The sequence below is a fragment of the Microbacterium phycohabitans genome, from assembly GCF_032464935.1.
Classification (GTDB): Bacteria; Actinomycetota; Actinomycetes; order Actinomycetales; family Microbacteriaceae; genus Microbacterium; species Microbacterium phycohabitans.
In genome coordinates this window covers 279,824-301,812 of the sequence record NZ_JAWDIT010000002.1, presented here as the reverse complement: position 1 = coordinate 301,812, position 21,989 = coordinate 279,824, and the positions used below count along the sequence as shown (strand labels likewise).

The 21,989-nt window shown below is 71.8% G+C and carries 19 protein-coding genes; 12 read left to right on the top strand and 7 right to left on the bottom strand.

Features of this window, described 5'->3' with window-relative positions; genetic code table 11:
• The first annotated feature begins 19 nt into the window (after positions 1 to 19).
• Positions 20 to 2,884 (top strand): HAD-IC family P-type ATPase, encoded by a 2,865-nt coding sequence (locus tag RWH44_RS05800; protein ID WP_316003833.1) that lies wholly within the window; start codon positions 20 to 22, stop codon positions 2,882 to 2,884.
• Here RWH44_RS05800 and RWH44_RS05795 read toward each other — a convergent pair.
• Together RWH44_RS05795 and RWH44_RS05790 are read right to left on the bottom strand one after the other, a co-directional pair.
• Positions 2,874 to 3,509 (bottom strand): metal-dependent transcriptional regulator, encoded by a 636-nt coding sequence (locus RWH44_RS05795; RefSeq protein WP_316003832.1) that lies wholly within the window; start codon positions 3,507 to 3,509, stop codon positions 2,874 to 2,876. The two genes, RWH44_RS05800 and RWH44_RS05795, sit on opposite strands and share 11 nt — an antisense overlap.
• 9 nt (positions 3,510 to 3,518) lie before the next feature.
• Positions 3,519 to 4,943 (bottom strand): Nramp family divalent metal transporter, encoded by a 1,425-nt coding sequence (locus tag RWH44_RS05790; RefSeq protein ID WP_316003831.1) that lies wholly within the window; start codon positions 4,941 to 4,943, stop codon positions 3,519 to 3,521.
• Positions 4,944 to 5,322: 379 nt separating this feature from the next.
• Between RWH44_RS05790 and RWH44_RS05785 the strand changes: the two genes are divergently transcribed.
• Complete coding sequence (locus tag RWH44_RS05785; RefSeq protein WP_316003830.1) at positions 5,323 to 6,012, top strand: TrmH family RNA methyltransferase; 690 nt, start codon at positions 5,323 to 5,325, stop codon at positions 6,010 to 6,012.
• A 20-nt stretch (positions 6,013 to 6,032) separates the two neighbouring features.
• Positions 6,033 to 6,443 carry a RidA family protein gene (locus RWH44_RS05780; protein ID WP_316003829.1) on the top strand — a complete coding sequence of 137 codons (411 nt, stop codon included), beginning with the start codon at positions 6,033 to 6,035 and terminating at the stop codon, positions 6,441 to 6,443.
• A gap of 65 nt (positions 6,444 to 6,508) precedes the next feature.
• Here RWH44_RS05780 and RWH44_RS05775 read toward each other — a convergent pair whose 3' ends face one another.
• Entirely contained in the window at positions 6,509 to 7,837 is a 1,329-nt protein-coding gene (locus RWH44_RS05775) for an MATE family efflux transporter (protein ID WP_316004265.1), read from the bottom strand.
• 301 nt (positions 7,838 to 8,138) lie between these two features.
• Between RWH44_RS05775 and RWH44_RS05770 the strand changes: the two genes are divergently transcribed.
• The 4 genes from RWH44_RS05770 to RWH44_RS05755 all read left to right on the top strand — a co-directional run bounded on the left by RWH44_RS05770 (position 8,139) and on the right by RWH44_RS05755 (position 12,444).
• Positions 8,139 to 10,118, top strand: coding sequence for a M13 family metallopeptidase (locus RWH44_RS05770; RefSeq protein WP_316003828.1), 1,980 nt, complete (start codon positions 8,139 to 8,141; stop codon positions 10,116 to 10,118).
• Positions 10,119 to 10,166: 48 nt separating this feature from the next.
• On the top strand, positions 10,167 to 11,129 hold the full coding sequence (locus RWH44_RS05765) for a serine hydrolase (RefSeq protein ID WP_298876446.1): 963 nt from the start codon (positions 10,167 to 10,169) through the stop codon (positions 11,127 to 11,129).
• 134 nt (positions 11,130 to 11,263) lie between these two features.
• On the top strand, positions 11,264 to 11,539 hold the full coding sequence (locus tag RWH44_RS05760; protein WP_298876443.1) for a hypothetical protein: 276 nt from the start codon (positions 11,264 to 11,266) through the stop codon (positions 11,537 to 11,539).
• 14 nt (positions 11,540 to 11,553) lie between these two features.
• Entirely contained in the window at positions 11,554 to 12,444 is an 891-nt protein-coding gene (locus RWH44_RS05755) for an FHA domain-containing protein (protein ID WP_298876440.1), read from the top strand.
• Between the two features lie 198 nt (positions 12,445 to 12,642).
• Here RWH44_RS05755 and purU read toward each other — a convergent pair whose 3' ends face one another.
• Together purU and RWH44_RS05745 are read right to left on the bottom strand one after the other, a co-directional pair.
• Positions 12,643 to 13,524 carry a formyltetrahydrofolate deformylase gene (purU, locus tag RWH44_RS05750; RefSeq protein ID WP_298876437.1) on the bottom strand — a complete coding sequence of 294 codons (882 nt, stop codon included), beginning with the start codon at positions 13,522 to 13,524 and terminating at the stop codon, positions 12,643 to 12,645.
• Between the two features lie 96 nt (positions 13,525 to 13,620).
• On the bottom strand, positions 13,621 to 14,739 hold the full coding sequence (locus tag RWH44_RS05745; RefSeq protein ID WP_316003827.1) for a zinc-binding alcohol dehydrogenase family protein: 1,119 nt from the start codon (positions 14,737 to 14,739) through the stop codon (positions 13,621 to 13,623).
• A gap of 80 nt (positions 14,740 to 14,819) precedes the next feature.
• Between RWH44_RS05745 and RWH44_RS05740 the strand changes: the two genes are divergently transcribed.
• From RWH44_RS05740 to RWH44_RS05730, 3 genes are all read left to right on the top strand, one after another.
• A complete protein-coding gene (locus tag RWH44_RS05740; protein WP_316003826.1) occupies positions 14,820 to 15,395 on the top strand; it encodes a TetR family transcriptional regulator in 576 nt (191 codons plus the stop codon).
• Positions 15,396 to 15,405: 10 nt separating this feature from the next.
• Complete coding sequence (locus tag RWH44_RS05735) at positions 15,406 to 16,728, top strand: MFS transporter (protein WP_316003825.1); 1,323 nt, start codon at positions 15,406 to 15,408, stop codon at positions 16,726 to 16,728.
• A 356-nt stretch (positions 16,729 to 17,084) separates the two neighbouring features.
• Positions 17,085 to 17,771 carry a GNAT family N-acetyltransferase gene (locus RWH44_RS05730; RefSeq protein ID WP_316003824.1) on the top strand — a complete coding sequence of 229 codons (687 nt, stop codon included), beginning with the start codon at positions 17,085 to 17,087 and terminating at the stop codon, positions 17,769 to 17,771.
• A gap of 48 nt (positions 17,772 to 17,819) precedes the next feature.
• On the opposite strand, the gene RWH44_RS05725 is transcribed toward RWH44_RS05730, so the two are convergent.
• Positions 17,820 to 18,029: a multidrug transporter gene (locus tag RWH44_RS05725; protein WP_298876418.1), complete on the bottom strand. Its 210-nt coding sequence runs from the start codon at positions 18,027 to 18,029 to the stop codon at positions 17,820 to 17,822.
• Positions 18,030 to 18,034: 5 nt separating this feature from the next.
• Positions 18,035 to 18,850, bottom strand: coding sequence for an SDR family oxidoreductase (locus tag RWH44_RS05720; RefSeq protein WP_298876416.1), 816 nt, complete (start codon positions 18,848 to 18,850; stop codon positions 18,035 to 18,037).
• Between the two features lie 383 nt (positions 18,851 to 19,233).
• Here RWH44_RS05720 and menC point away from each other — a divergent pair, with 383 nt between their 5' ends.
• Together menC and RWH44_RS05710 are read left to right on the top strand one after the other, a co-directional pair.
• A complete protein-coding gene (gene menC / locus RWH44_RS05715) occupies positions 19,234 to 20,367 on the top strand; it encodes an o-succinylbenzoate synthase (protein WP_316003823.1) in 1,134 nt (377 codons plus the stop codon).
• Between the two features lie 77 nt (positions 20,368 to 20,444).
• Positions 20,445 to 21,833 carry a glycine--tRNA ligase gene (locus RWH44_RS05710; protein ID WP_316003822.1) on the top strand — a complete coding sequence of 463 codons (1,389 nt, stop codon included), beginning with the start codon at positions 20,445 to 20,447 and terminating at the stop codon, positions 21,831 to 21,833.
• The last annotated feature ends 156 nt before the right edge of the window (positions 21,834 to 21,989 follow it).

Here is a 21,989-nt window from a genome sequence, read left to right as displayed (position 1 = left end):
CTGGCTCTACATTGAGCGCATGGAGCAGGCGACAGGTGGCGACCGCACTGCCCTCGACGTCGTCGGTCTGAGCTCGGCCGAGGTCGCCGAACGCGTGTCGGCGGGGCAGACCAACGCCTTCACGGCCGACACCAGTCGAAGCGCGTGGAACATCGTGCGGGCGAACGTCTTCACGCTCTTCAACGGGATCGTGGGGGCCTGCTTCATCGTGCTCCTGCTGCTGGGGCGGTGGCAGGACGCGTTGTTCGGCGTGGCCGCGTTGTCGAACGCGGTGATCGGGTGCGTCCAGGAGTTCCGCGCGAAAGCGGCTCTCGACCGCCTCGCCCTGCTCAACGCGCCCCGGGCGCGCGTGCGGCGCGACGGGGCGGATGCCGAGATCGCGCCACCCGAGGTGGTGCGCGACGACGTACTCGTGCTGCGCGCGGGCGATCAGATCGCCGCCGACGCGGTCGTGGTGTCCACGCAGGCCCTGCAGGTCGACGAGTCGATGCTCACCGGAGAATCGGATGCCGTCGACAAACGGATCGACGACGAGGTGCTGTCGGGGTCGATCGTGGTGGCCGGCGAGGGAGCGGCGCGCGTCGCCCGCGTGGGCGCGGAATCGTACGCGAACACCTTCGCCGCCGAGGCGAAGCGCTTCCAGCTCGTGTCGAGCGAACTTCGCACCTCCATCGACCGCGTCCTGCGGTGGGTCGGGTGGGGGATCGGGCCGATCGGCCTGCTCGTGCTCAACGCCCAGATGATGGTGGCCGGCGGCTGGGTGCAGGCCTGGCAGCAGGGCACGTGGTCGCAGGCGGTCGTGAACACCATCGCCGCCCTCACCGCCATGATCCCGCTCGGGCTCGTGCTCATGACCTCGATCGCCTTCGCGGTCGGCGCGGCGCGGCTCGCGGGGCAGAAGGTGCTCGTCAACGAGTTGCCCGCGGTGGAGGGACTCGCGCGGGTCGACGTCATCTGCCTCGACAAGACCGGAACGCTCACCGCGGGTGAGATCCGGTTCGACGACGCGCTCGCCCTGTCCGAGGCGCCCGGATGGACCGACGTGCTCGCCTGGTACGGGGCCGCTCCCGACGCCAACGCCACCGCGCAGTGCCTGCGCGATCCGTTCCCCGTCGGCATCCCCCTCTCGGTGGCGCGTCGCATCCCGTTCTCGTCGGCCCGCAAGTGGAGCGCGGTCTCGTTCGACGGCGGCGCCGAGGGCACCTGGGTGCTCGGCGCCCCGGAGATGGTCTTCGGCGACGCCGCGACCGATCCGAACGGAGAGTTGGGGGCCGCCGTCACCCGGTTGGCGTCGTCGGGTCGGCGGACCCTCGTGCTCGGGCACGCGGACGTGCCGCTGTCGGACTCCGAGGTCGACGCGGAGCGACTGCCCGCCGGTGTCTCGGCGGTGGCCGTGCTGACCTTCGTGGAGGCGGTGCGTCCGGATGCCGCCGAGGCGCTGGCGTACTTCCGAGACCAGGGCGTCGGCGTGCGGGTCATCTCGGGCGACAACCCCCGCACGGTCGCGGCGATCGCGCGCGAGGTCGGTCTCGATGTCGACGAGGGATACGACGCGCGCCGCCTCCCCGACGACGATGGTGAGCTGGGCGCCGTGCTCGAGCAGCACACCGTGTTCGGTCGTGTCACGCCCGACCAGAAGAAGCGCATGGTCACCGCGCTCCAGGCGCGCGGGCACGTCGTGGCGATGACAGGCGACGGGGTCAACGACGCCCTGGCCATCAAGACCGCCGACATCGGTATCGCGATGAACTCCGGGGCGGCGGCCACCAAGGCCGTGGCCCGCCTCGTGCTGCTCGACGGACGCTTCTCGCACCTGCCGTCGGTGGTCGCGGAGGGCCGTCAGGTGATCGCCAACATCGAGCGCGTCTCGATGCTGTTCCTCACCAAGACCGTCTACGCGACGGGGCTGGCGGTGCTGTTCGGCATCCTCGTGATGGAGTTCCCGTTCCTGCCGCGGCAACTGTCGATCACCGACGGGCTGACCATCGGCATCCCGGCGTTCTTCCTGGCGCTGCTGCCGAACGCCCAGCGCTACGTGCCGGGGTTCCTCCGCCGCTCGCTCAGTTTCGCCATCCCCGCCGGTCTCGTGATCGCCGTCTCCCTCACCGTCTACACGCGGGTGGCGATGCAGCTCGGTCTGGAGACCGCGCAGCTGCGCACGGGCGCGACGATCATCCTGGCGATCGTCGCGATCTGGGTGCTCACGGTGCTGTCGCGTCCGGTCACGCGCGTGAAGGTGGTGGTGATCGGGGCGATGTTCATCGCGCTCACCGCGATCTTCACCATGCCGCCGCTCGGGGAGTTCTTCCAGCTGCAGGACCCGGGCGACGACGGTGCGACCCTCGTGACCCTGGTGGTCGTGGTCGCGCTCGGAGCGATCGAAGCGGTGCGGTTCGCGCACCGACGGTTCGTGCGGCGTTCGCTCGCCGGGGTGTCCGGCGGGGTGGGCGGGATCGCCGGCGAAACGCCCCGACGACCCGCCGTGGTCACGGCGGCCATCGTGCTCGTCTATCTCGGCGGTCTGCTCAACACCGCTCTGGGCATCGTCGTCCTGTTGGCGCGCTACTCCGTGACGCCCGACCTCGTGCTGCCGGTGTCGCTCGTGGGCGCGGCGACGGTGCTGCTCGGGCTCCTCACGATCGCCGGCGGGTCGGCGCTGTCGCGGGGCAGCTCCCTCGCGCGCACCCTGCTGACGGTGTACCTCGCCGTGCTGGTCGCTCTGCAGGCCGCGGCGATGGCTCTGACCGAACTCGACCCCGTCCTCGTCGTCGCCCTCGTCGCCGCCGTGGCGGTGATCGCGGCGATGTGGGTTCCCGCTCGGGCCCGCCGATGGTTCCGCGGTGACGCGTCGCCGGCGCGCGCGGCCGATCGCGTCAGCGCGTGAGCCAGACCGATCCTCGCGCACCCGCCGGCAGCGACATCTCCACGCCGTCGGCGCGGACGACGTCGTCGGAGACGACCTCGAGCTCGTGCCCCACGTCGATCCCCCGCTCGACCAGGGCGCGCAGCAGTTCGGGGTCGCGATCGCTCACCCGCAGCACGCGGCCCGCGTGCCCGGCCGGAGCCTCCGCGAGCAGGACGAAGGGTTCGCGGTGCACCGCACCGTCGGCATCCGGGATGGCATCTCCGTGCGGGTCGAAGCGGGGGCGGCCCAGACGCTCGTCGATGCCCTCGAGGAGCCGGTCGCTGAGGGCGTGCTCGAGCACCTCGGCTTCGTCGTGCACCTCGTCCCACGCGTAGGCGTACTCGCGCACGAGCCAGGTCTCGATGAGGCGGTGACGGCGGATCACTCCCGCGGCACGCCGTCGCCCGGCTTCGGTCAGGGACACGGGGCCGTAGGGGCGATGCGTCACCAGGCCCTGCGCGGCGAGCTTCTTCACCATCTCGGTGACGCTCGAGGGGGCGAGGCTCAGCACGCCGGCGAGCTGCGAGGGCGTGATCGGGGAGTCCTGCCACTCGGTGTGGTGGTAGATCGCCTTGAGATAGTCGTCGGCCACGGGCGATTCCACGCCGTCAGCCTATCCGCCGGTGAACACCAGCCACAGGAGCACGACATTGAGGGTGATCAAGAACGCGGATGCCAGCACCCCGGCGATCGTGGTCGCGCGGCGGTTGCGGTGTCGGCCGAGCACGTCGGCGCGGGCGGTCAGCGCGACGAGCGGGATGAGGGCGAACGGGATGCCGAATGACAGCACGACCTGGCTCAGGACCAGCGCGAGGGTGGGGTCGACGCCGAGTCCCAGGATCGCCAGCGCGGGCACGAGAGTGACGAGGCGGCGGACGACCAGCGGGATGCGGGCGCGCAGCAGTCCGTGCATGATCTCGGCGCCGGCGTAGGCGCCGACCGACGTCGAGGCGAGGCCGCTGGCGAGAAGCCCGACGGCGAAGAGCGTCGCGACCAGCGACCCGAGCCCGTCGCGGAGCGCCGCGTAGGCACCCTCGAGGCTGTCGGTGCCGTCGACGCCGGCGAGGTTGGCGGCGGCGAGGAGCAGGATCGCGAGGTTGACCGTGCCCGCGACGGCGAGGGCGATCGTGACGTCCCACCGGGTCGCCCGGAGCAGCCTCGCGGTGGAGATCCCCCGGGCCTGCTCGAGCGCCGTGCGCGCGGCGGGCGTTCCTGCTCCGGGCGCGTCTGCGCCGGGCCCGTCCTCGCTGAGAGCGTCCCCACCGGGCGCGCCTCTCCCGGGGGCGTCTTCCCCGGACGCGAGGGCTCCCCCCGCGCGGACGGGTGTCGGAGTCGCACCCGTCGTCATGCCCGTGGCATCCGGAGCGAAGCGATCGCGGGCGAGAGCCGAGTGCGCGTAGATGGCGTGCGGCATGATCGTGGCGCCGAGGATCGAGGCGGCCAGCAGCACCGAGGTGGAGCCCTCGAAGCGCGGCACGAGGCCCGCGGCCACGCCTGCCGGGTCGGGAGGGGCGATCAGCAGCCCGAACGAGAAGCCCACGGCGATGATCACGAGCATCCCGATGAGCACCGTTTCGAAGGCACGCGCCCCGCGGCGCGTCTGGATGAGCAGCAGGCCCATCGACACCACGCCGGTGATCGTCCCTCCCCACACCAGGGGGACGCCGAAGAGCAGATGCAGCGCGACGGCCCCGCCGATGACCTCGGCGACGTCGGTGGCCATCGCGACCGCCTCGGCCTGGAGCCAGTAGAGGCGACGAGCGGCGGGGCGCCGCATCCGCCGACCGAGGATCTGCGGGAGACTCTCACCGGTGACGATGCCGAGCTTCGCGGAGAGGTACTGGATCAACCAGGCCATGACGTTGCCGAGCACCACCACCCAGACCAGCAGATACCCGAAGGTCGCACCGGCGGTCATGTTGCTGGCGACGTTGCCGGGGTCGAGGTACGCCACTCCCGCGACCATCGCCGGCCCCAGCAGCCAGAGAGCACGCCCGGGAGCGTGGCGACGGTCCACGGCATCCAGAGTTTTCGGCATGCCGAAATAGTACATATTTTTCGGGTACCCGAAAACGGTCGAGACGGACGTGAGGCCACCCGATCCGTCCCACCGCACATGTTGCGCGGCTGCACGGGAAGGTGCTCTCGTGCCGGCCGCGTGCTCTCGCCCGCCCGCCCGCCTCGCGTCCGCCGGTGCCGCGCCGGTCCGCACCGCGCTCTCGCCGACCCGCGCGGTGTCCGCCGTGCCGCGTCGGACCGCGCCGTGCTCTCGCCCGCTCGCGCCGCGTCCGCCTGCGGCCGTGCCGGTCCGCACCGCGCTCTCGCCGGCCCGCACCGCGCCCTCGCCGGCCCACGCCAGGCCTTCGCCGGCCCGCGCCGTGCGGCGGCGCGGCGTCGCACGCGGATAGCCTGGATCGGTGACGGATGCCGACGACCCGACGCTGGCGCGCGACGCCCGGTCTTCGTTCAGCGACGCACCGTCCGCCGCGCAGGACGCGCAGACACCGACGCACGGCGTCGGACCGTGGCCCGGGGGCCCCGAGGAGTGGCCCGACGACCCGCGATACGACCTCGAGCTGCTCGCCGAGGGTGATCGCCGCAACGTCGTCGACGGCTACCGCTACTGGAGCATGGACGCGATCGTCGCGGATCTGGATGCCAAGCGGCATCCGTTCCATGTCGCGATCGAGAACTGGCAGCACGACCTCAACATCGGCACGATCGTGCGCAGTGCCAACGCGTTCCTCGCGGCCGAGGTGCACATCGTCGGCAAGCGGCGGTGGAATCGGCGCGGGGCCATGGTGACCGACCGCTACCAGCACGTGCGCCACCACGAGGACGTCGCGGCGTTCGCCGCGTGGGCGCGCGAAGCGGGGCTACCGGTGATCGCCGTCGACAACGTCGCCGGCTCGGTTCCGATCGACCGGGCCGACCTTCCCGAGTCCTGCGTGCTGCTGTTCGGCCAGGAGGGGCCGGGGCTCTCGCCCGAGGCGATCGCGGTGGCCACCGGCGTGGTGGAGATCACGCAGTACGGCTCGACCCGCTCCATCAACGCCGCGTCCGCCGCCGCGGTGATCATGTACGAGTGGTGCCGCCGCTGGGCCTAGCGGCGTGCGATGGTGGACGGATGCCGAAGGCCGTCACTCTCATCCGCTCGGCGTCGCTGTCGGGCGTCGCCGAGTACGCCTACGCCGCGACCGCTCCCGCCGACGCCCGTCTCATCTTCCTGGCCGGTTCGTGCCCGCTGGACGCCGACGGCGCGACCGTCGCGGTGGGCGACGTGCGCGCGCAGGCGGCTCGATGCGTCGAGAATCTCCGGACCGCGCTCGCCGACGCCGGGGCGCAGCTCACCGACGTGATCAGCACGCGCGTGCTCGTGGCATCCGCCCGCCAGGCCGACCTCGTGGCGGCCTGGGAGGTCGTGCGCGGCGCGTTCGGCGAGCACGACGTGCCGAGCACGCTGATGGGTGTCACCGTGCTGGGCTACGACGACCAGCTCGTCGAGCTCGAGGCGGTCGCCGCGGTGCTCGACGACTGACCGCCGCTGGTCCCGCCCGGGCCCATCGGCCCGAGCGAGGGGCGACGGCGCCCGGGGCGGCGGACTCAGCCGCCCGCGGTCATCCACGCCCGGCCGCGTACCCGCAGGCCGAGGGTGACCGCGCGAGCGAGCATGTAGACGCCGAAGAACGCGGCGGCGAGCCACGCGAGCCCGGCCGGACCCCCGCCGGCGAACAGTGCCACGAGCGCGAGGGCCGGCGCGTACGGAACGAGGTTGAGCACGCCCGCGAGCGCGAGGTACCGCGCGTCGCCCGCGCCGATCAGCACCCCGTCGAGCACGAAGACGAAGCCGGCGAGCGGTTGCGCCACGGCCAGGACGAGGAGTGCGGGCTGCACGAGGGCGGCGATCTCGGCGTCGCCGGTGAAGACGAGCCCGATCACGCCCGAGGACGCCGCGAGCACGGCGCCGACGCCGACGCCGAACCAGATGCCCCAGGCGCTCGTGCGTCCGAGCACCCGCTGCACCGTCTCGGTCTCGTTCGCGCCCAGGGCATGGCCGATCAGGGCCTGCGCCGCGATCGCCAGGGCGTCGAGGGCGAAGGCCGCCGTGGAGAAGATCGTGAACGCGATCTGCCACCCCGCCAGTTCGGCCGAGCCGAGTCCGGTGGCGACGGCGACCGTGGCGAGGAAGGCCACGCGCAGACTCAGGGTGCGCAGGAACAGCCATCCGCCCGAGCGCGCCGTGCCGCTCCACCCCTCGCGTTGCGGTCTGATCGAGGCGTCGTGCCGACGGGCCAGGGCGCGCACGACGACGACGTACGCACCGACCATGCCCCACTGCGCCGCGACGGTGCCGATCGCGGAGCCCGCGATGCCCCACCCGAGGCCGTAGATGAACAGGGCGTTGAGAGCGGCGTTCGCGGCGAAACCGACGCCGGCGATCCAGAGCGGGGTGACGGTGTCTTGCAGGCCGCGCAGGAGCCCGGTGGCCGCGAACACCACCAGCATCGCGGGCAGGCCCCACATCGAGATCGAAAGGTAGACGCGGGCGTTCTCGGCGACGTCGGGGGCGGCGCCGAAGACGTCGACGACGAGGGGGGTGACGATGGATCCGACGGCGGCGAGCACGGCGCCCAGCGCGAGAGCGAGCCACATGCCGTCGATGCCGACGGACACCGCACGGCCGGGCTCGCCGGCCCCGTACCGCCTCGCGACCGCGGGCGTCGTCGAGTACGCGAGGAACACCATGAGACCGACGATCGTCTGCAGGACGGCGCTCGCGATGCCCAGGCCCGCCAGGGGAGCGACGCCCAGGTGCCCCACCATCGCGGCATCCACGATGAGGAAGAGCGGCTCGGCGATGAGGGCACCCAACGCCGGAACCGCGAGCCGCAGGATCGAGCGGTTCAGCGTCACGGGCGGGGTGGTCACGATCCGAGCCTAGGCCGGGCCTGTGACATCGCCGGATGCGCGCCCACCTGTGGCTCGCGTCGGGGCGGCGCGCGCCCTCGGCGATGTGCCCAACCTCCGTTGGAGATGGGCGGATGCCGCGGAGGTTGTGCGCATTGCGGAGGTTGTGAGCATCGAGGCATCGGCGCCGGGCGGTGCAGCCGGGGCCCCATCCGGAACGGGTCGCGGCGGATGCGCGGAACGGGGAGCTGCTGCGTTCCGCGTCCAGGGGGTGCCGCGGGGGTGTTCCGAGCCTGTACGGATGTGGGGCACTTATCCTGTCTGCATGACCGACACCCCCCGCTCCGGTCTCGCGCTCGACGAGCTCAGCGACGAGATCCGCCCGCAGGACGACCTGTTCCGTTACGTGAACGGCCGCTGGCTGGAGCGCACCGAGATCCCCGACGACAAGGCTCGCTGGGGCTCGTTCCACCTCATCGCCGAGCAGGCCGAGGCGGACGTGCGCACCATCGTCCAGGAGTCGCAGGACGCCGAGCCGGGCAGCGAAGCCCGCAAGATCGGCGACCTGTTCGCGAGCTTCATGGACACCGACCGCATCAACGCCCTCGGCGGCGAGCCGCTGGCCCCGCAGCTCGCGGCCGTCGACGCCGTCACCGACATCCCCTCCCTGCTCCGGCTCATCGGCGAGCTCGAGCGCGACGGGATCAGCGGACTGCTGACGCTGTTCGTCGAGCCCGATCCGGGCGACCCCACCCGCTACGTCCCGGTGGTCTACCAGGGCGGCATCTCGCTGCCCGACGAGAGCTACTACCGGCTCGAGAACTTCGACGAGACGCGCACCGCCTACCGCGCGCACATCGAGCGCGTGCTCGAACTCGCCGGAGTCGCCGAGGCCGCGGCATCCGCCGATCGCGTGTTCGCGCTCGAGACCGACCTCGCCGCGCACCACTGGTCGCGCGAAGACAGTCGCGACGCGGTCAAGACCTACAACCTGAAGACCTGGGACGACACGCTCGCCCTGGCGGGAGTCGACCTCGAGCCGTGGCGCGCGGGGGTCGCCCCGGGTCACGAGGACGCGCTCGCCGAGGTCGTCGTCTACCAGCCGAGCTTCATCGAGTCGCTCGGCGCCCTGCTGGTGCCCGAGCGCCTCGACGACTGGAAGGCGTGGCTGCGCTTCAAGATCGTGCACGCGGCGGCGGCCTTCCTCTCCGACGAGTTCGTCGCCGAGAACTTCGCCTTCTACGGCACCCAGCTCACGGGCGTTCCCGTGAACCGCGAGCGCTGGAAGCGCGGCGTCAGCCTCGTCGAGGCGGCTCTGGGCGAGGCCATCGGCAAGGTCTACGTCGAGCGGCACTTCCCGCCCGCGGCGAAGGATGCCATGGACGGCCTCGTCGCCCACCTGATCGAGGCCTACCGGCGCTCGATCCGCACGCTCGAGTGGATGACCGAGGAGACGCGCGAGAGGGCCCTGGCCAAGCTCGACGCCTTCACGCCCAAGATCGGCTACCCCGTGCGGTGGAAGGACTACTCCGACCTCGAGATCGACGCCGACGACCTGGTCGGCAACGTGCGCCGCGCCCACGTGTGGGAGCACGACCGCCAGCTCGCCAAGGTGGGCCAGCCGATCGACCGCGACGAGTGGTACATGACCCCGCAGACGGTCAACGCCTACTACAACCCGTTGATGAACGAGATCGTGTTCCCCGCGGCGATCCTGCAGTACCCCTTCTTCGACGCCGAGCGCGACGCGGCGGCGAACTACGGCGGGATCGGCGCGGTCATCGGTCACGAGATCGGCCACGGTTTCGACGACCAGGGCAGCCGCTTCGACGGCGACGGGTCGCTGCGCGACTGGTGGACGGATGCCGACCGTGCGGCGTTCGAGGAGCGCACGAAGGCCCTCATCGCCCAGTACGAGGAGCTCGTGCCGCAGGGCCTGAGCGCGGAGCACCACGTCAACGGCGCCCTCACCATCGGCGAGAACATCGGCGACCTGGGCGGGCTCGGCATCGCGATCGCGGCGTACCGCCTGTTCCTCGAGGAGCAGGGTGAGGCCGAGGGCGAGGGGCCCGTCGTCGACGGGTTCACCGGCATCCAGCGCCTGCTGCTGAGCTGGGCGCAGATCTGGCAGCAGAAGGGCCGGGATGCCGAGACCATCCGCCTTCTCACGATCGATCCGCACTCGCCGAACGAGTTCCGCTGCAACCAGATCGTGCGTAACATCGACGCGTTCTACGAGGCGTTCGAGGTGGGTGAGGGCGACGCCCTCTGGCTCGACGCCGACCAGCGCGTCACCATTTGGTGAGACGGCGTTTGTTGTCCTGCTGACCCGGAAGGAGCCACGCTCGTGGGCATGCCCCCGCTTCCCGAGCCCGCTTCGCCCGAGCCCGCCGGAGGGCCGGTGGAGTCGTCGAGACGCGACGCCCCGGCCCTTCGCGGCGCGGGACGCAAGGGTCCGAAGCGACTGCCCCGGCGGGCGGCGGCCGGGCGCCGCTCCTTCACCGCGACGCTGCGATCGCTCGACGAGCTCGCTGCCTCGGGGGCGAAGGTCTCGGTGCGCATCGACGACCTCGACGGCGGAACGGCCGTGCTCTCGGGCGACGATTTCGTCACGCTGCCGGTCGGCGGCCTCGGAGTGGTGCCCCTGCTCGTCGAGACGGCCGCGTCGTTCGAGTCGGGTCGCCTGGATGCGTTGGAGATCATCGACCGCTCAGCGGTGGCCGGTGCCGCGCAGGGGGGCACGTGGCAGCATCTCAAGGCGCCCGCGCTGCCGTTGACCGACCTCGCGATGCTCGCCGCGTCGACGGGCGACGCGCTCGCCGCGAACGCTCTGCTGCACCGCGTCGGGCTGCAGTCGGTACGCGCGCGGATCGAGCAGCTCGGTCTCCGGCGGACGGCCCTGCTCGATCGGTTCCGCGACGATCGCGGCCCCGACGACGCCCCGCACGTGGCGCTGTCGACGGCGCGCGAGATGGCGCAGCTGTTCGCGGGTCTGGTGAACTCGAGCATCGTCTCGCCCGGGGTCAGCGCCCAGGTGGCGGAGTGGCTGAGCCTCAACCACGACCTCTCGCTCGTGGCATCCGCCACCGGCCTCGACCCGTTCGCCCACGAGAACGATCAGCACGGCCTGCTGTTCGTGAACAAGACGGGACGTGCGCCCGGCGTGCGCGCGGAGGCGGGGGTGCTCGGCGGGCCACGAGCGGGCGTCTCGTACGCGCTCGTCGTGAACTTCGACGACCTGTCGATCGCCCACCGGCTGCGCGCCCACGACGCGTTCCGCGTGCTCGGGGTCGAGCTCATGGAGTACGTGTACTGAGTCTCGCGCGGAGCGGATGCTCCACACGGGGTCGGGAAATGGTGCCCCAACCGGCGCCGCAGCGCAATCCCTCGTCACGCGACCCGAGGCGCTGGGACGCTTGTGGCCTCGAAACGAAAGGAAGGACCGAAGCCATGTCCGACTCTCCTGCCTCCACCGACCCGTTCGCCGACTCCGCCGGCCCCGAAGGCCACTCGATCACCGACTGGACCGACCTCGGCCGCGAGATGTGGTCGTACCTGACCGGCCGCGGCGCCGCCGTGAACTACTCCTTCGTCGACATGACCGTCGAGGTGCCGCGCGACATCGGCCCCGACGCGCCGCGCGCGACGTGGAAGCTCAATGGCACCCTCCGCGTCACCACGAGCGACGACACCGCGGCCGGGTCCGACCCGTACCGCGGCAACTGAGGGGCGGCGCCGTCATGGTGCGCCTCGACATCGACCTCGCCTTCTCGGAACACGAGGGGGCGGATGCCGACACCCCGCCGTTCGAGGGGACGATCACGGCCGCGGGCACCGAGGTGCGCATCGTCGTGAACGACCCCTCGCGGTTGCCCGGGAACGGCCGACGGACGCTCACCGAGCTGTCCACGGTCGCCGACGCCCTGGCATCCCGAGGTGTCTCCGTGCGTCTCGAGGGCCCGGACGGGCCGATCCTGCAGCTCGGCGACATCAAGAGCAACGCCCTGCAGCGGGTGGTGACGGGGTCGTCGCACATCCGCCTCGGCTCGGTGGCCGCGGTCGCGCCGCTGCTCACCCGCCGCAACAAGGGCAGCGCGCTCACCTTCCCCATCCCGCCCGAGACGCCGCTCCCGCTCGTCCCGACCATCAACCGCACGGTGCGCCGGCGCGTCACGACGACGCACTACACGCCCGGATCGGGTCGCCCGCGCCTGATCTTCGCGGTGGGCGACTCGTCGTGGGACGGCTCGCGGCCCCGCGAGTTCGACCTGCTGCCGACCAAGACGGTCATCGGATCCGGCGACGAAGCCGATCTGCGCCTGCCGGGGCTCGCCCCGGTGCACGCCGAGATCCGTCACGAGGGCGACGACGAGTACGTGCTCTACGGCTTCGACCAGGTCGGAGGCGGGGGAGCGCGAGAGCAGGGACCGGGACGCGACGGCGGGGGTCGCATCCTGCGCACCGGCGCCCGGATCGAGCTCGGCGACTGGCGACTGGCGTACTTCCGCGCCGAGTTCGCCGATCACGGGCGTCCGTACGGAGGCCGCCAGGGCGGGGAGTTCGCGCGCCAGCGCAAGCAGCCCCCGCGCGGCGGCACGGGTCCGCTCAGCCGCGCGAGCGACCCCGAGTGACAGCGTCGCACCGGGTCCGCCCTTCTACAGGGCGGCCCGGTGCGACGGCGGGTGCATCCGTCGAGCTGGCACGATCGCGTCGAGATCACTCGATCGTGCAGAGGTGACGCGTCTCACCGGCCCGCCGGTGTGCGATCTCGGCGCGTTCGTGTGATCTCGGCGCGGGGTGCGCCCCGCGCCGGCGGAACCCGCAGGCGGTCAGAAGACGATCGTGTGGTTCCCGTGGCGGATGACGCGGTCTTCGGCGTGCCACAGCACGGCGCGCGAGAGCACCTGGCGCTCGACGTCGGCACCGCGGCGGGCGAGCTCGGCCGCGGAGTCGGCGTGCGTCACGCGCACCGTGTCCTGCTCGATGATCGGGCCCTCATCGAGGTCGCTCGTGACGTAGTGCGAGGTCGCGCCGATGAGCTTGACGCCGCGCTGCTTGGCCTTCTTGTAGGGCTCGGCGCCGATGAAGGCCGGCAGGAACGAGTGGTGGATGTTGATCACGGGCACGCCGATCTTCTCGAGAAAGTCGGGCGAGAGGATCTGCATGTAGCGCGCCAGCACCACGAAGTCGACGTTGCCGACGAGCAGCTCGAGGATGCGGGCCTCGGATGCCGATTTGTCGGGCCCGGGCGTCGAGGGAACGTGGAAGAAGGGCACGCCGAACGAGCGCACGTCCTCGGCGGCCGTGGTGTGGTTCGACACGACCATGGGGATGCTCACGGGCAGGTCGCCGCGACGGTGGCGCCAGAGCAGGTCGAGCAGGCAGTGGTCCTGCTTCGAGGCGAGGATGGCCATGCGCTTCGGGGTGGACAGGTCGGTGAGCGTCCACTCCAGCTCGAAGCCGTCGCCGAGGGTCGTGGCGATGTCGGCCTCGATCTCGGGCAGCGCAACGGCCAGGTCGGGGCGGTGGAACACGACGCGCTGGAAGTAGGCGCCCCCGCGCGGGTCGTCGGAGTACTGATCGAAGGCGACGATGTTCCCGCCCTGACGCGCGATGAGGGCCGAGACCGCGGCGATGATGCCGGGGGTGTCGCTGCCGTGCATGATGAGGCACGCGTGATCGGGCTGCAGGTGGGGGCTCGCGGAGACCATCGGACCATTCTGCCGTGCGCGCGTGGCGTCGCCGACCACGGTTGCGGTGCGCGTCGGGTGGCGGTCGGGGCGTCGCCGCCGCCGCGCCCCGGCGCGTCAGAGGCGCACGACCACCTTCTGCGCCGAGACGCCGGCCCGCTGACGGTCGAGACCGCCCTGCACCGCGCCGAGGCCCTCGCCGACGACGAGCGGTGCGGGCGCGGGTCGCAGCGAGCCGTCGGCGAGCATCTGCGGCACGACCTCGCCCCACAGGCGCGGGCCCATCTCGTCGTCGCGGAGACTGCTGCCCCACACGAACCCCGTGCGGATGCCGCGGCGGCGGGCGCGCAGGGTCGAGCGCACCGTCGCGAGCCCGATGCGGGTGAAGACCGGCAGCATCGCCGGGAAGAGGTGGCGGCGTCCGACCAGTGAGGCCAGCGACACGGGGGTGCTCGCCATCGCCAGGCGGGTCCCGCCCGTCTGCGACAGCACGTCGAGGCAGGCGTCGGTGGAGCCGGCGCCGAGAGCGACCGCGCCCGCGACGGGGCGCCCGTCGACGGCGGCGACGAGATCGGCCACCGCCGACGCCGACCGGTGGTCGACCACGGCTTCGGCCCCGAGGGCGCGCACCGCCTCGGCGTTCTCCGCCGATGCCGTGCTCACCACGGTGTAGCCGGCGGCGCGGGCCAGCTGGACGGCGTTCATACCCACGCTCGTCGATCCGCCCCAGACCACCACGACCTCGGGCGGGACGACGGATGCCGGGCCGCCCGGCATCCGGAGTCCGAGGTGCTGCGGCTGGAAGAGCGCGCAGGCGGCCGTGGAGAGCCCGAGCGGGAAGACGGCGGCCTGCTCGTCGGTGAGGTCGTCGGGGGTCGGGGCCGTGAGGCGCTCCAGCAGGGTCGAGTACTCCTGGAAGGCGCCCTCGCGGAGGGGGTCTCGTGCGCGATCCGTGCCGGTGGCCAGGCCGAACACGCGCTGGCCCACGCGGAAGCGCGTGACGGCCTCGCCGACGGCGACGACCTCTCCGGCCACGTCGGAGCCGAGGACGGCAGGCGTGCGCAGCCACCGGTAGATGATGCGGCTCGCGCCCTGGATGATCCAGTCGACGGGATTGATCGCCACGGCGCGCACGCGCACGAGCACCTCGTCGGCGGCGGGCGCGGGCGTCTCGACGGTGGTGAGGGTGAGCGGCGCTCGGGGGGTGGCGAGCGTTGCGGCGACGTGCGTGGACATGGGGGCCTCTTCTCGTGATGGCACGGAGTGTCTTCACTGTAGACCTGATGACACCCCGTGTCGTCACGTAGGATCCCGATATGGCCAGATGGGCACCCGACACGCGGGAACGGCTGCGCTCCGCGGCGTCGGAGCTGTTCGCCGAGCGCGGGTTCGAGGCGACGACGGTGCCCGACATCGTCGAGCGCGCCGGGGTGACGCGGCGCACGTTCTTCCGCCACTTCGCCGACAAGCGCGAGGTCTTCTTCGCGGGCGACGAGATCCCGCGGCTCGCCGCGGACATGCTCGCCGACGCCCCCGCCGACGCGCCGCCTTTCGCCGTCGCGTGGGCCGGCTTCCACGCGCTCGCCGCCGAGCGGTTCGAACCACGTCGGGCCGAGATCGTCGCCGCTCGACGCGTCATCGAGGCCGAACCCGCCCTGCGCGAGCGGGATCTGCAGAAGCAGGCCGACCTGCGCGCGGTCCTGACCGCGGGATACCGCGCGCGCGGGGTCGACGCCCTTCGCGCGCGGATCGTCGCGGGAGTGGCGGTCGAGCTGCTTCAGGCGGCGCTCGAGCAGTGGGCGGACGACGACACCGGAACCCCCCTCGCCGCCCACCTCGAGCGCGTCCGCGCAGAGATGGCATCCGTCCTCGATGTCGGCGGGCGAGGCTAGCCTGGAACATGTGACCAGCACCCTCCGCCTCGACCGGCCGGGCTGGCGCACCTGGACGCTGTGGATCGTCGGCGTGCTCGCGTACGTCGTGTCCATCGTCAACCGCACCTCGCTGTCGGCGGTGGGGGTGGATGCCGCCGTGCGCTTCGGCGCCGATGCGTCGGCGCTGTCGATGTTCGCCGTCATCCAGCTGTTCGTCTACGGCGCGATGCAGATCCCCGTCGGCCTCCTCCTCGACCGTTTCGGCGCGCGCCCGATGATCGCGATCGGCATGGTGCTGATGTCCCTCGGCCAGCTCGTCATGGCGTTCGCGGATGCCGTGGGGATCGGCATCCTGGCCCGGGTGCTGATCGGCGCGGGCGACGCGATGATCTTCCCGAGCGTCCTGCGCGTGATCGCGACCTGGTTCCCGGCCCAGCGTGCCCCCGTCCTCGTCCAGCTGACGGGCATCATCGGCCAGCTCGGACAGATCGTCGCGGTGGTCCCGCTCGCGGCTCTCCTGCACGCCACGAGCTGGAGCGTCGCCTTCGGCAGCGTCGCGGGGCTCGGCGTGCTCTTCGCGGTGCTGACGTTCGCGATCATCCGCAACCGTCCGCCCGAGCGTCGTGACGACCCCGTCGACACCTCGGTCGACACGCAGACCGGTGCCATCCGCGTCGTCCGCTCGGCGCCCGATCTGCGCCAGGGGTTCCGCGAATCGTGGGCGCATCCCGGCACGCGGCTCGGCTTCTGGTCGCACTTCGCCACGCCCTTCGCGGGCACGGCGTTCATGCTGCTGTGGGGTTTCCCCTTCCTCACCGCGGGCGAGGGACTGGAGCCGGCGACCGCGTCGGGGATCATGACCCTCTTCGTGCTGTTCGGCATCGTCAGCGGGCCGGTGATCGGTGCGCTCTCGAGCCGGCATCCGCGCCGCCGTTCGCGCTGGCTGGTGCTGCCGACGGTCGTGTTCCAGGCCCTCGTGTGGATCGTCGTCGTCGTATGGCCCGGGCCCGCGCCGCTGTGGCTGCTCATCGTGCTCATGTTCGCCCTGGCCACCGGGGGCCCGGCGTCGATGATCGCCTTCGACCACGCCCGCACGTTCACCCCCAGCCACCGCCTCAGCACCGCGACGGGCATCGTCAACGGCGGCGGCTTCCTCGCGGCGCTGCTGGCCATCCTGTTCATCGGCATCGCGATGGACGTGCAGGGCGCGGGCAGCCCCGAGACCTACTCGCTCGACGCCTTCCGCCTGGCCTTCCTCACCCAGGTTCCGCTGTGGGTGATCGGGGGCATCGCGATCGTCATCGAGCGCGGGCGCACCATCCGCCACGTCGGGGGCGTGCTGCCGCGCTGACGCGGTGCTCGCGCTGGCGCGCTGTGCCGCTGCCGCGCAGTGCCGCTGGCGCGCTGTCCCGCTGGCGCACTGTCGCCCTGACACGCTGTGCCGCTGGCGCGCTGTGCCGCTGGCGGGCTGTCCCGCTGGCGCACTGTCGCCCTGACACGCTGTGCCGCGGGCGCGCTGTGCGCTCCCCGCTGCCCGCGCCGCGCCGTGAGCGCAGGCCCCTCGCCCGCCCCGCCCTCGCCTCACCGGTGGCCGTCGGCATCCCCGCATGTCCCACATATGGTCGGTGCCGGCGATCAGGAGCGGCCATAAGTGGGACATGCACCGCCACAAGTGGGACAGGGGCGCGCGGTGCGAGGATCGAGGGCATGAGCACCATCGACATCCGCCCGCTCGAGACCGTCGACTCCGTGCACGAGGCCTCCCGCGTGCTCGATCGGGTGTGGGGCGATCGCGGCACGATGCCGGCGAACATCCTGCGCGCCCTCGAGCACGCCGGCAACTACGTCGTCGGGCTCTACGACGGGGAAGCGATGATCGGGGCGTCGGCGGCGTTCTTCGGCCCGCCCGCCGCACGGTCGATGCACTCGCACATCACCGGGATCGTCGACGGCTATCAGGGTCGGGGCCTCGGCCGGCAGCTCAAGAACCACCAGCGGGACTGGGCGCTCGAGCGCGGGGTCGGGCACATCACCTGGACGTTCGACCCGCTCATTCCGCGCAACGCGCACTTCAACCTCGCGGTGCTGGGCACGCGCGTCACCGACTACCTGGTCAACCAGTACGGCGAGATGGATGACGACGTCAACCGTGGCGACGAGTCCGACCGGCTCCTGGTGTCGTGGGCGCTCGCCGAGCCGCCCGCGCCCACCCCGACGGATGCCGAGATCGCGGCCGTGGTGCCCGTGCCCGACGACATCGAGCATCTGCGCCGCAGCGACCCGGCGGCCGCCGCCGACTGGCGCGTGCGCGTGCGCGACGGACTGCGGGGGCACCTGGCATCCGGGGGTCGGATCGGCGGGTTCGACCGGCGCGGATACCTCATCATCGGCTGACCCCCCTGCGGGCCTGGCCCGAGGGCTCGCGCGTCCGGGGCGCCGTGCTCACTGCTCGGTGATCGGCTCGTCCTTCTCGGCCGCGGGGTCGCCCTGACCGGGACCCGGGCGCACTGCGGCGTCGTCGCGCACGTCGATGCGCGTGACACCGTCGTGCTCGCTCACGTCGAAGCGCGGTGCCGCATCGGCCTCGGTCGCCTTCGGCGCGCTCGTCAGCTGATCGTGACGGTTCTCTTCGAAGCTCTTCTCATCGCTCACGGTCGTCACTCCTTCTCGCCGGCCGAACGCCAGGCGTCGCTCTCCATGTGAGATCCCGCCTGCGGGCCCATGTGCAGCATCCCGCCGTCGACGACCCAGCTCGCGCCGGTGACGTACGAGCCGGAGGGCGAGGCGAGGAATCGGATCACGTCGGCGATCTCCTCGGGCTTGCCGGGCCGACCGAGCGGGATGCCGGGGCGGTGGATGCGATCGGCGTCCTCGGCGGACATGTCGTTGATGGGGGTGGCGATCTCGCCCGGGGCGACGGCGTTGGCCGTGATCCCGTACTGGCCGAGCTCGAGGGCCATCGTCTTGATGAGGCCGCCGACGCCGTGCTTGGCGGCGACGTACGGTGCCGAGCCCACGCGGGGCTGGTGCTCGTGCACGCTCGAGACGACGATGAGGCGTCCGCCGTTGCCGGCCTTCACCATGCGGCGGGCCGCGGTGTGCAGGGCGAGGAACGCGCCGTCGAGGTTCAGCGAGATGTCGGTGCGCCACGTGTCGAAGTCGAGGTCGAGGAACGAGCCGCCGATCCCGCCTCCGGCGTTGTTGACGAACACGTCGAGGCCGCCGAGCTCGTCGGCCATGGCGTTCACGGCATCCGGGACCGCGTCGAAGTCGGTCGCGTCGAACTGCGCGACGATCGCGCGCACGCCGCGCTCGCGCACGGCTGCGGCGGTCTCTTCGGCGCCGTCCTCGTCGGAGTGGTAGGTGACCGCGACGTCCATGCCGGCGTCGGCGAGGGCGAGGGCGGTGGCCGCGCCGATGCCCGAGTCGGAGCCGGTGACGATCGCGTGGCGGGGGGTGAAGTCGTCGCTCATGCCCGCGACGCTACGCGGCGGGTTCGGCCCCGATAGTGGCCTTGCCAGGCTGCCTGCGAGGAGTTACGAAGGCACAACTCCTGCAGATCCGGCGGTGTCGTGGCATCCGGGCCCCGCGCGAGGCGGATCTGCAGGAGTTGTGCGGCCGGTCGGGGACGCAATGAGAAAGATTCGGTGGGGAAAGGGCCCGTGGATGCCGAGACGGCGGTGCCGCGGCTGAGCGCCTTCCTTCGTTGTGTCACGGCGGTCGCGTGCACAACTCCTGCAGATCCGGCGGTGCCGTGGCATCCGGGTCCCGCGTGGGGCGGATCTGCCGGAGTTGTGCGTCCGGTCGGGACCCCGGTGGGGCGCGCCCCACGCCGCCCGCCGGATACCCTGCCCTCATGCCGCCCCGCATCTCCGCCGCCCCCGTGACCCTGGATGCCGTCGAGCTCCGCGTCCTGCACCTGCCGCTGGTGTCGCCCTTCACGACGTCGTTCGGCACCGAGACGGTGCGCGAGGTCATCGTCGTGACGGCCGAGACCTCCGACGGCCGCGGCTGGGGAGAGGTCGTGACATCCGCGGAGCCGTACTACTCCAGCGAATACACGCAGGGCGCGTGGGACGTGCTCTCGCGCTTCCTCGCGCCCGCGCTGCTCGAGCGTCGCTCTCTCGCTCCCGAGGAGGTCGCCTGCATCCTGGACCGGGTCGTCGGGCACCGCATGGCCAAGGCGGGGCTCGAGCTCGCGGTGATCGACGCCGCCCTGCGCGCCGAGGGACGCAGCTTCGGCCAGTACCTCGGCGCCGAGAAGACCCGGGTGCCCTCGGGGGTCTCGGTCGGCATCCAGAGCGATCCGGCGGCGCTCGTCGACACCGTCGGCGGCTACCTCGACGACGGATACGTGCGCATCAAGATCAAGATCAAGCCCGGTCGCGACGTCGCCGACACCGCGGCGGTCCGGGAGGCGTTCGGCTCGATCCCGCTCCAGGTCGACGCCAACTCGGCGTACACCCTGCAGGATGCCGGCACCCTGGCCGAGCTGGATCGATTCGACCTCCTGCTCATCGAGCAGCCCCTGCAGGAGGACGACCTCGTCGATCACGCGACCCTGGCGAAGCGTTTGCACACTCCCGTCTGCCTCGACGAGTCGATCGTCAGCGACAAGGCGGCCGCCGACGCCCTGGCCCTGGGGTCGGCGGCGATCCTGAACATCAAGGCCGGACGCGTCGGCGGCTACCTCGAGGCCCTCGCGATCCATGATCGCGCTCTCGCCGCCGGCATCCCCGTGTGGTGCGGCGGCATGCTCGAGACCGGGATCGGACGCGCCGCCAACGCCGCGCTCGCCGCCCTCCCCGGCTTCACGCTGCCGGGCGACATCTCGGCATCCGCCCGCTTCTACGAGCGCGACATCGTCACCGAGCCCGCGGTGCTGGAGGACGGACACGTGCGCGTACCCACCGGCGACGGGATCGGCGTCGAGATCGACCAGGCGGCGCTGGAGGCGTTCACCGTGCAGCGCGAACGCATCGCGCGGTGAGCGCGGGCGGCTCTCGATAAACTGGATGCCGCGCCCTCGCGCTCGATCCCCACACCTTTGCGACCATTGGAGCCACCGTGGCCGAACAGTCCCGCCTCGACAAGGTCATCGCCCTCGCCCGCCACCGCGGGTTCGTCTTCCAGGCCGGTGAGATCTACGGCGGTTCGCGCTCGGCGTGGGACTACGGCCCCCTCGGCACGGAGCTGAAGGAGAACATCCGCCGGCAGTGGTGGCAGACCTTCGTCCGCGGTCGCGGCGACATGGTGGGCCTGGACTCCAGCATCATCCTCCCCAAGCGCGTCTGGGAGGCCTCGGGCCACGTCGCCACCTTCACCGACCCGCTCGTGGAGTGCCTGCACTGCCACAAGCGCTTCCGCGCCGACACCCTCATCGAGGACTTCGAGGCCCGCAAGAACCGCAAGGTCGAGAACGGTCTCGCCGACATCCCGTGCCCGAACTGCGGCACCAAGGGCCAGTACACCGAGCCCAAGTCGTTCTCGGGCCTGGTCAAGACCTATCTCGGCGTCGTCGACGACGAGTCGGGGCTCTACTTCCTGCGCCCCGAGACCGCGCAGGGCATCTTCGTGAACTTCTCGAACGTGCTCACGGCATCCCGTCGCAAGCCCCCGTTCGGCGTCGGCCAGGTGGGCAAGGCGTTCCGCAACGAGATCACGCCCGGGAACTTCATCTTCCGCACGCGCGAGTTCGAGCAGATGGAGATCGAGTACTTCACCCCGCCGGCCGAGGCGAACGAGTGGTTCGAGCACTGGGTCGAGGCGTGCTGGAACTGGTTCATCGAGCTCGGCATCGACCCCGAGAACATGAAGCGCTTCGACGTGCCCGAAGACGATCGCGCGCACTACTCCGCCGGCACGATCGACGTCGAGTACCGCTTCGGCTTCCCGGGCAAGGAGTGGGGCGAGCTCATGGGCGTCGCCAACCGCACCGACTACGACCTCAAGAGCCACTCCGAGGCGTCGGGTCAGTCGCTCACCTTCTTCGACCAGGCCTCGGGCGAGAAGTACACGCCCTACGTGATCGAGCCCTCGTTCGGCCTGACGCGCGCGATGATGGCGTTCCTCGTCGACGCGTACCGCGAAGAAGAGGTGCCCAACGCCAAGGGCGGCACCGACACCCGCACGGTGCTCAAGCTCGACCCGCGCCTCGCTCCCGTCAAGGTCGCGGTGCTGCCGCTCTCGCGCAACGAGCGCCTGTCGCCGCTGGCTCGCGAGACCGCCGACGCGCTGCGCGCGGCCGGCTGGAACATCGACTTCGACGACGCCGGCGCCATCGGACGCCGCTACCGCCGCCAGGACGAGATCGGCACCCCGTTCTGCGTCACGGTCGACTTCGACTCCCTCGACGACAACGCCGTGACCGTGCGCGACCGCGACACGATGGGCCAGGAGCGCATCGGCCTCGACGCCCTGCACGGCTACCTCGCGGAGCGCCTGCGCGGCGCCTGACCCGCTTCTCGGGAGACCGGATGCCGAGGCCTCGGGGCCGTGGCATCCGGTCTTCGGCGTTCTGCGGGTGCGGTGGCCACAGCCGGTCGCTCGGGTCCGCGGTCGGGAGCAGTCGTCCGGGCACGTGGGGACGGGGCTCAGGTCGGGGGCGACGGC

Coding starts and splice junctions, on each gene's coding strand:
- purU (WP_298876437.1), bottom strand. CDS start 13,524: ATGGTCTCCGCGAGCCCCCACCTGCAGCCCGATCACGCGTGCCTCATC.
- RWH44_RS05800 (WP_316003833.1), top strand. CDS start 20: ATGGAGCAGGCGACAGGTGGCGACCGCACTGCCCTCGACGTCGTCGGT.
- RWH44_RS05745 (WP_316003827.1), bottom strand. CDS start 14,739: ATGTCCACGCACGTCGCCGCAACGCTCGCCACCCCCCGAGCGCCGCTC.
- RWH44_RS05790 (WP_316003831.1), bottom strand. CDS start 4,943: ATGCCGAAAACTCTGGATGCCGTGGACCGTCGCCACGCTCCCGGGCGT.
- RWH44_RS05780 (WP_316003829.1), top strand. CDS start 6,033: ATGCCGAAGGCCGTCACTCTCATCCGCTCGGCGTCGCTGTCGGGCGTC.
- RWH44_RS05770 (WP_316003828.1), top strand. CDS start 8,139: ATGACCGACACCCCCCGCTCCGGTCTCGCGCTCGACGAGCTCAGCGAC.
- RWH44_RS05720 (WP_298876416.1), bottom strand. CDS start 18,850: ATGAGCGACGACTTCACCCCCCGCCACGCGATCGTCACCGGCTCCGAC.
- menC (WP_316003823.1), top strand. CDS start 19,234: ATGCCGCCCCGCATCTCCGCCGCCCCCGTGACCCTGGATGCCGTCGAG.
- RWH44_RS05765 (WP_298876446.1), top strand. CDS start 10,167: ATGCCCCCGCTTCCCGAGCCCGCTTCGCCCGAGCCCGCCGGAGGGCCG.
- RWH44_RS05760 (WP_298876443.1), top strand. CDS start 11,264: ATGTCCGACTCTCCTGCCTCCACCGACCCGTTCGCCGACTCCGCCGGC.
- RWH44_RS05755 (WP_298876440.1), top strand. CDS start 11,554: ATGGTGCGCCTCGACATCGACCTCGCCTTCTCGGAACACGAGGGGGCG.
- RWH44_RS05730 (WP_316003824.1), top strand. CDS start 17,085: ATGAGCACCATCGACATCCGCCCGCTCGAGACCGTCGACTCCGTGCAC.
- RWH44_RS05740 (WP_316003826.1), top strand. CDS start 14,820: ATGGCCAGATGGGCACCCGACACGCGGGAACGGCTGCGCTCCGCGGCG.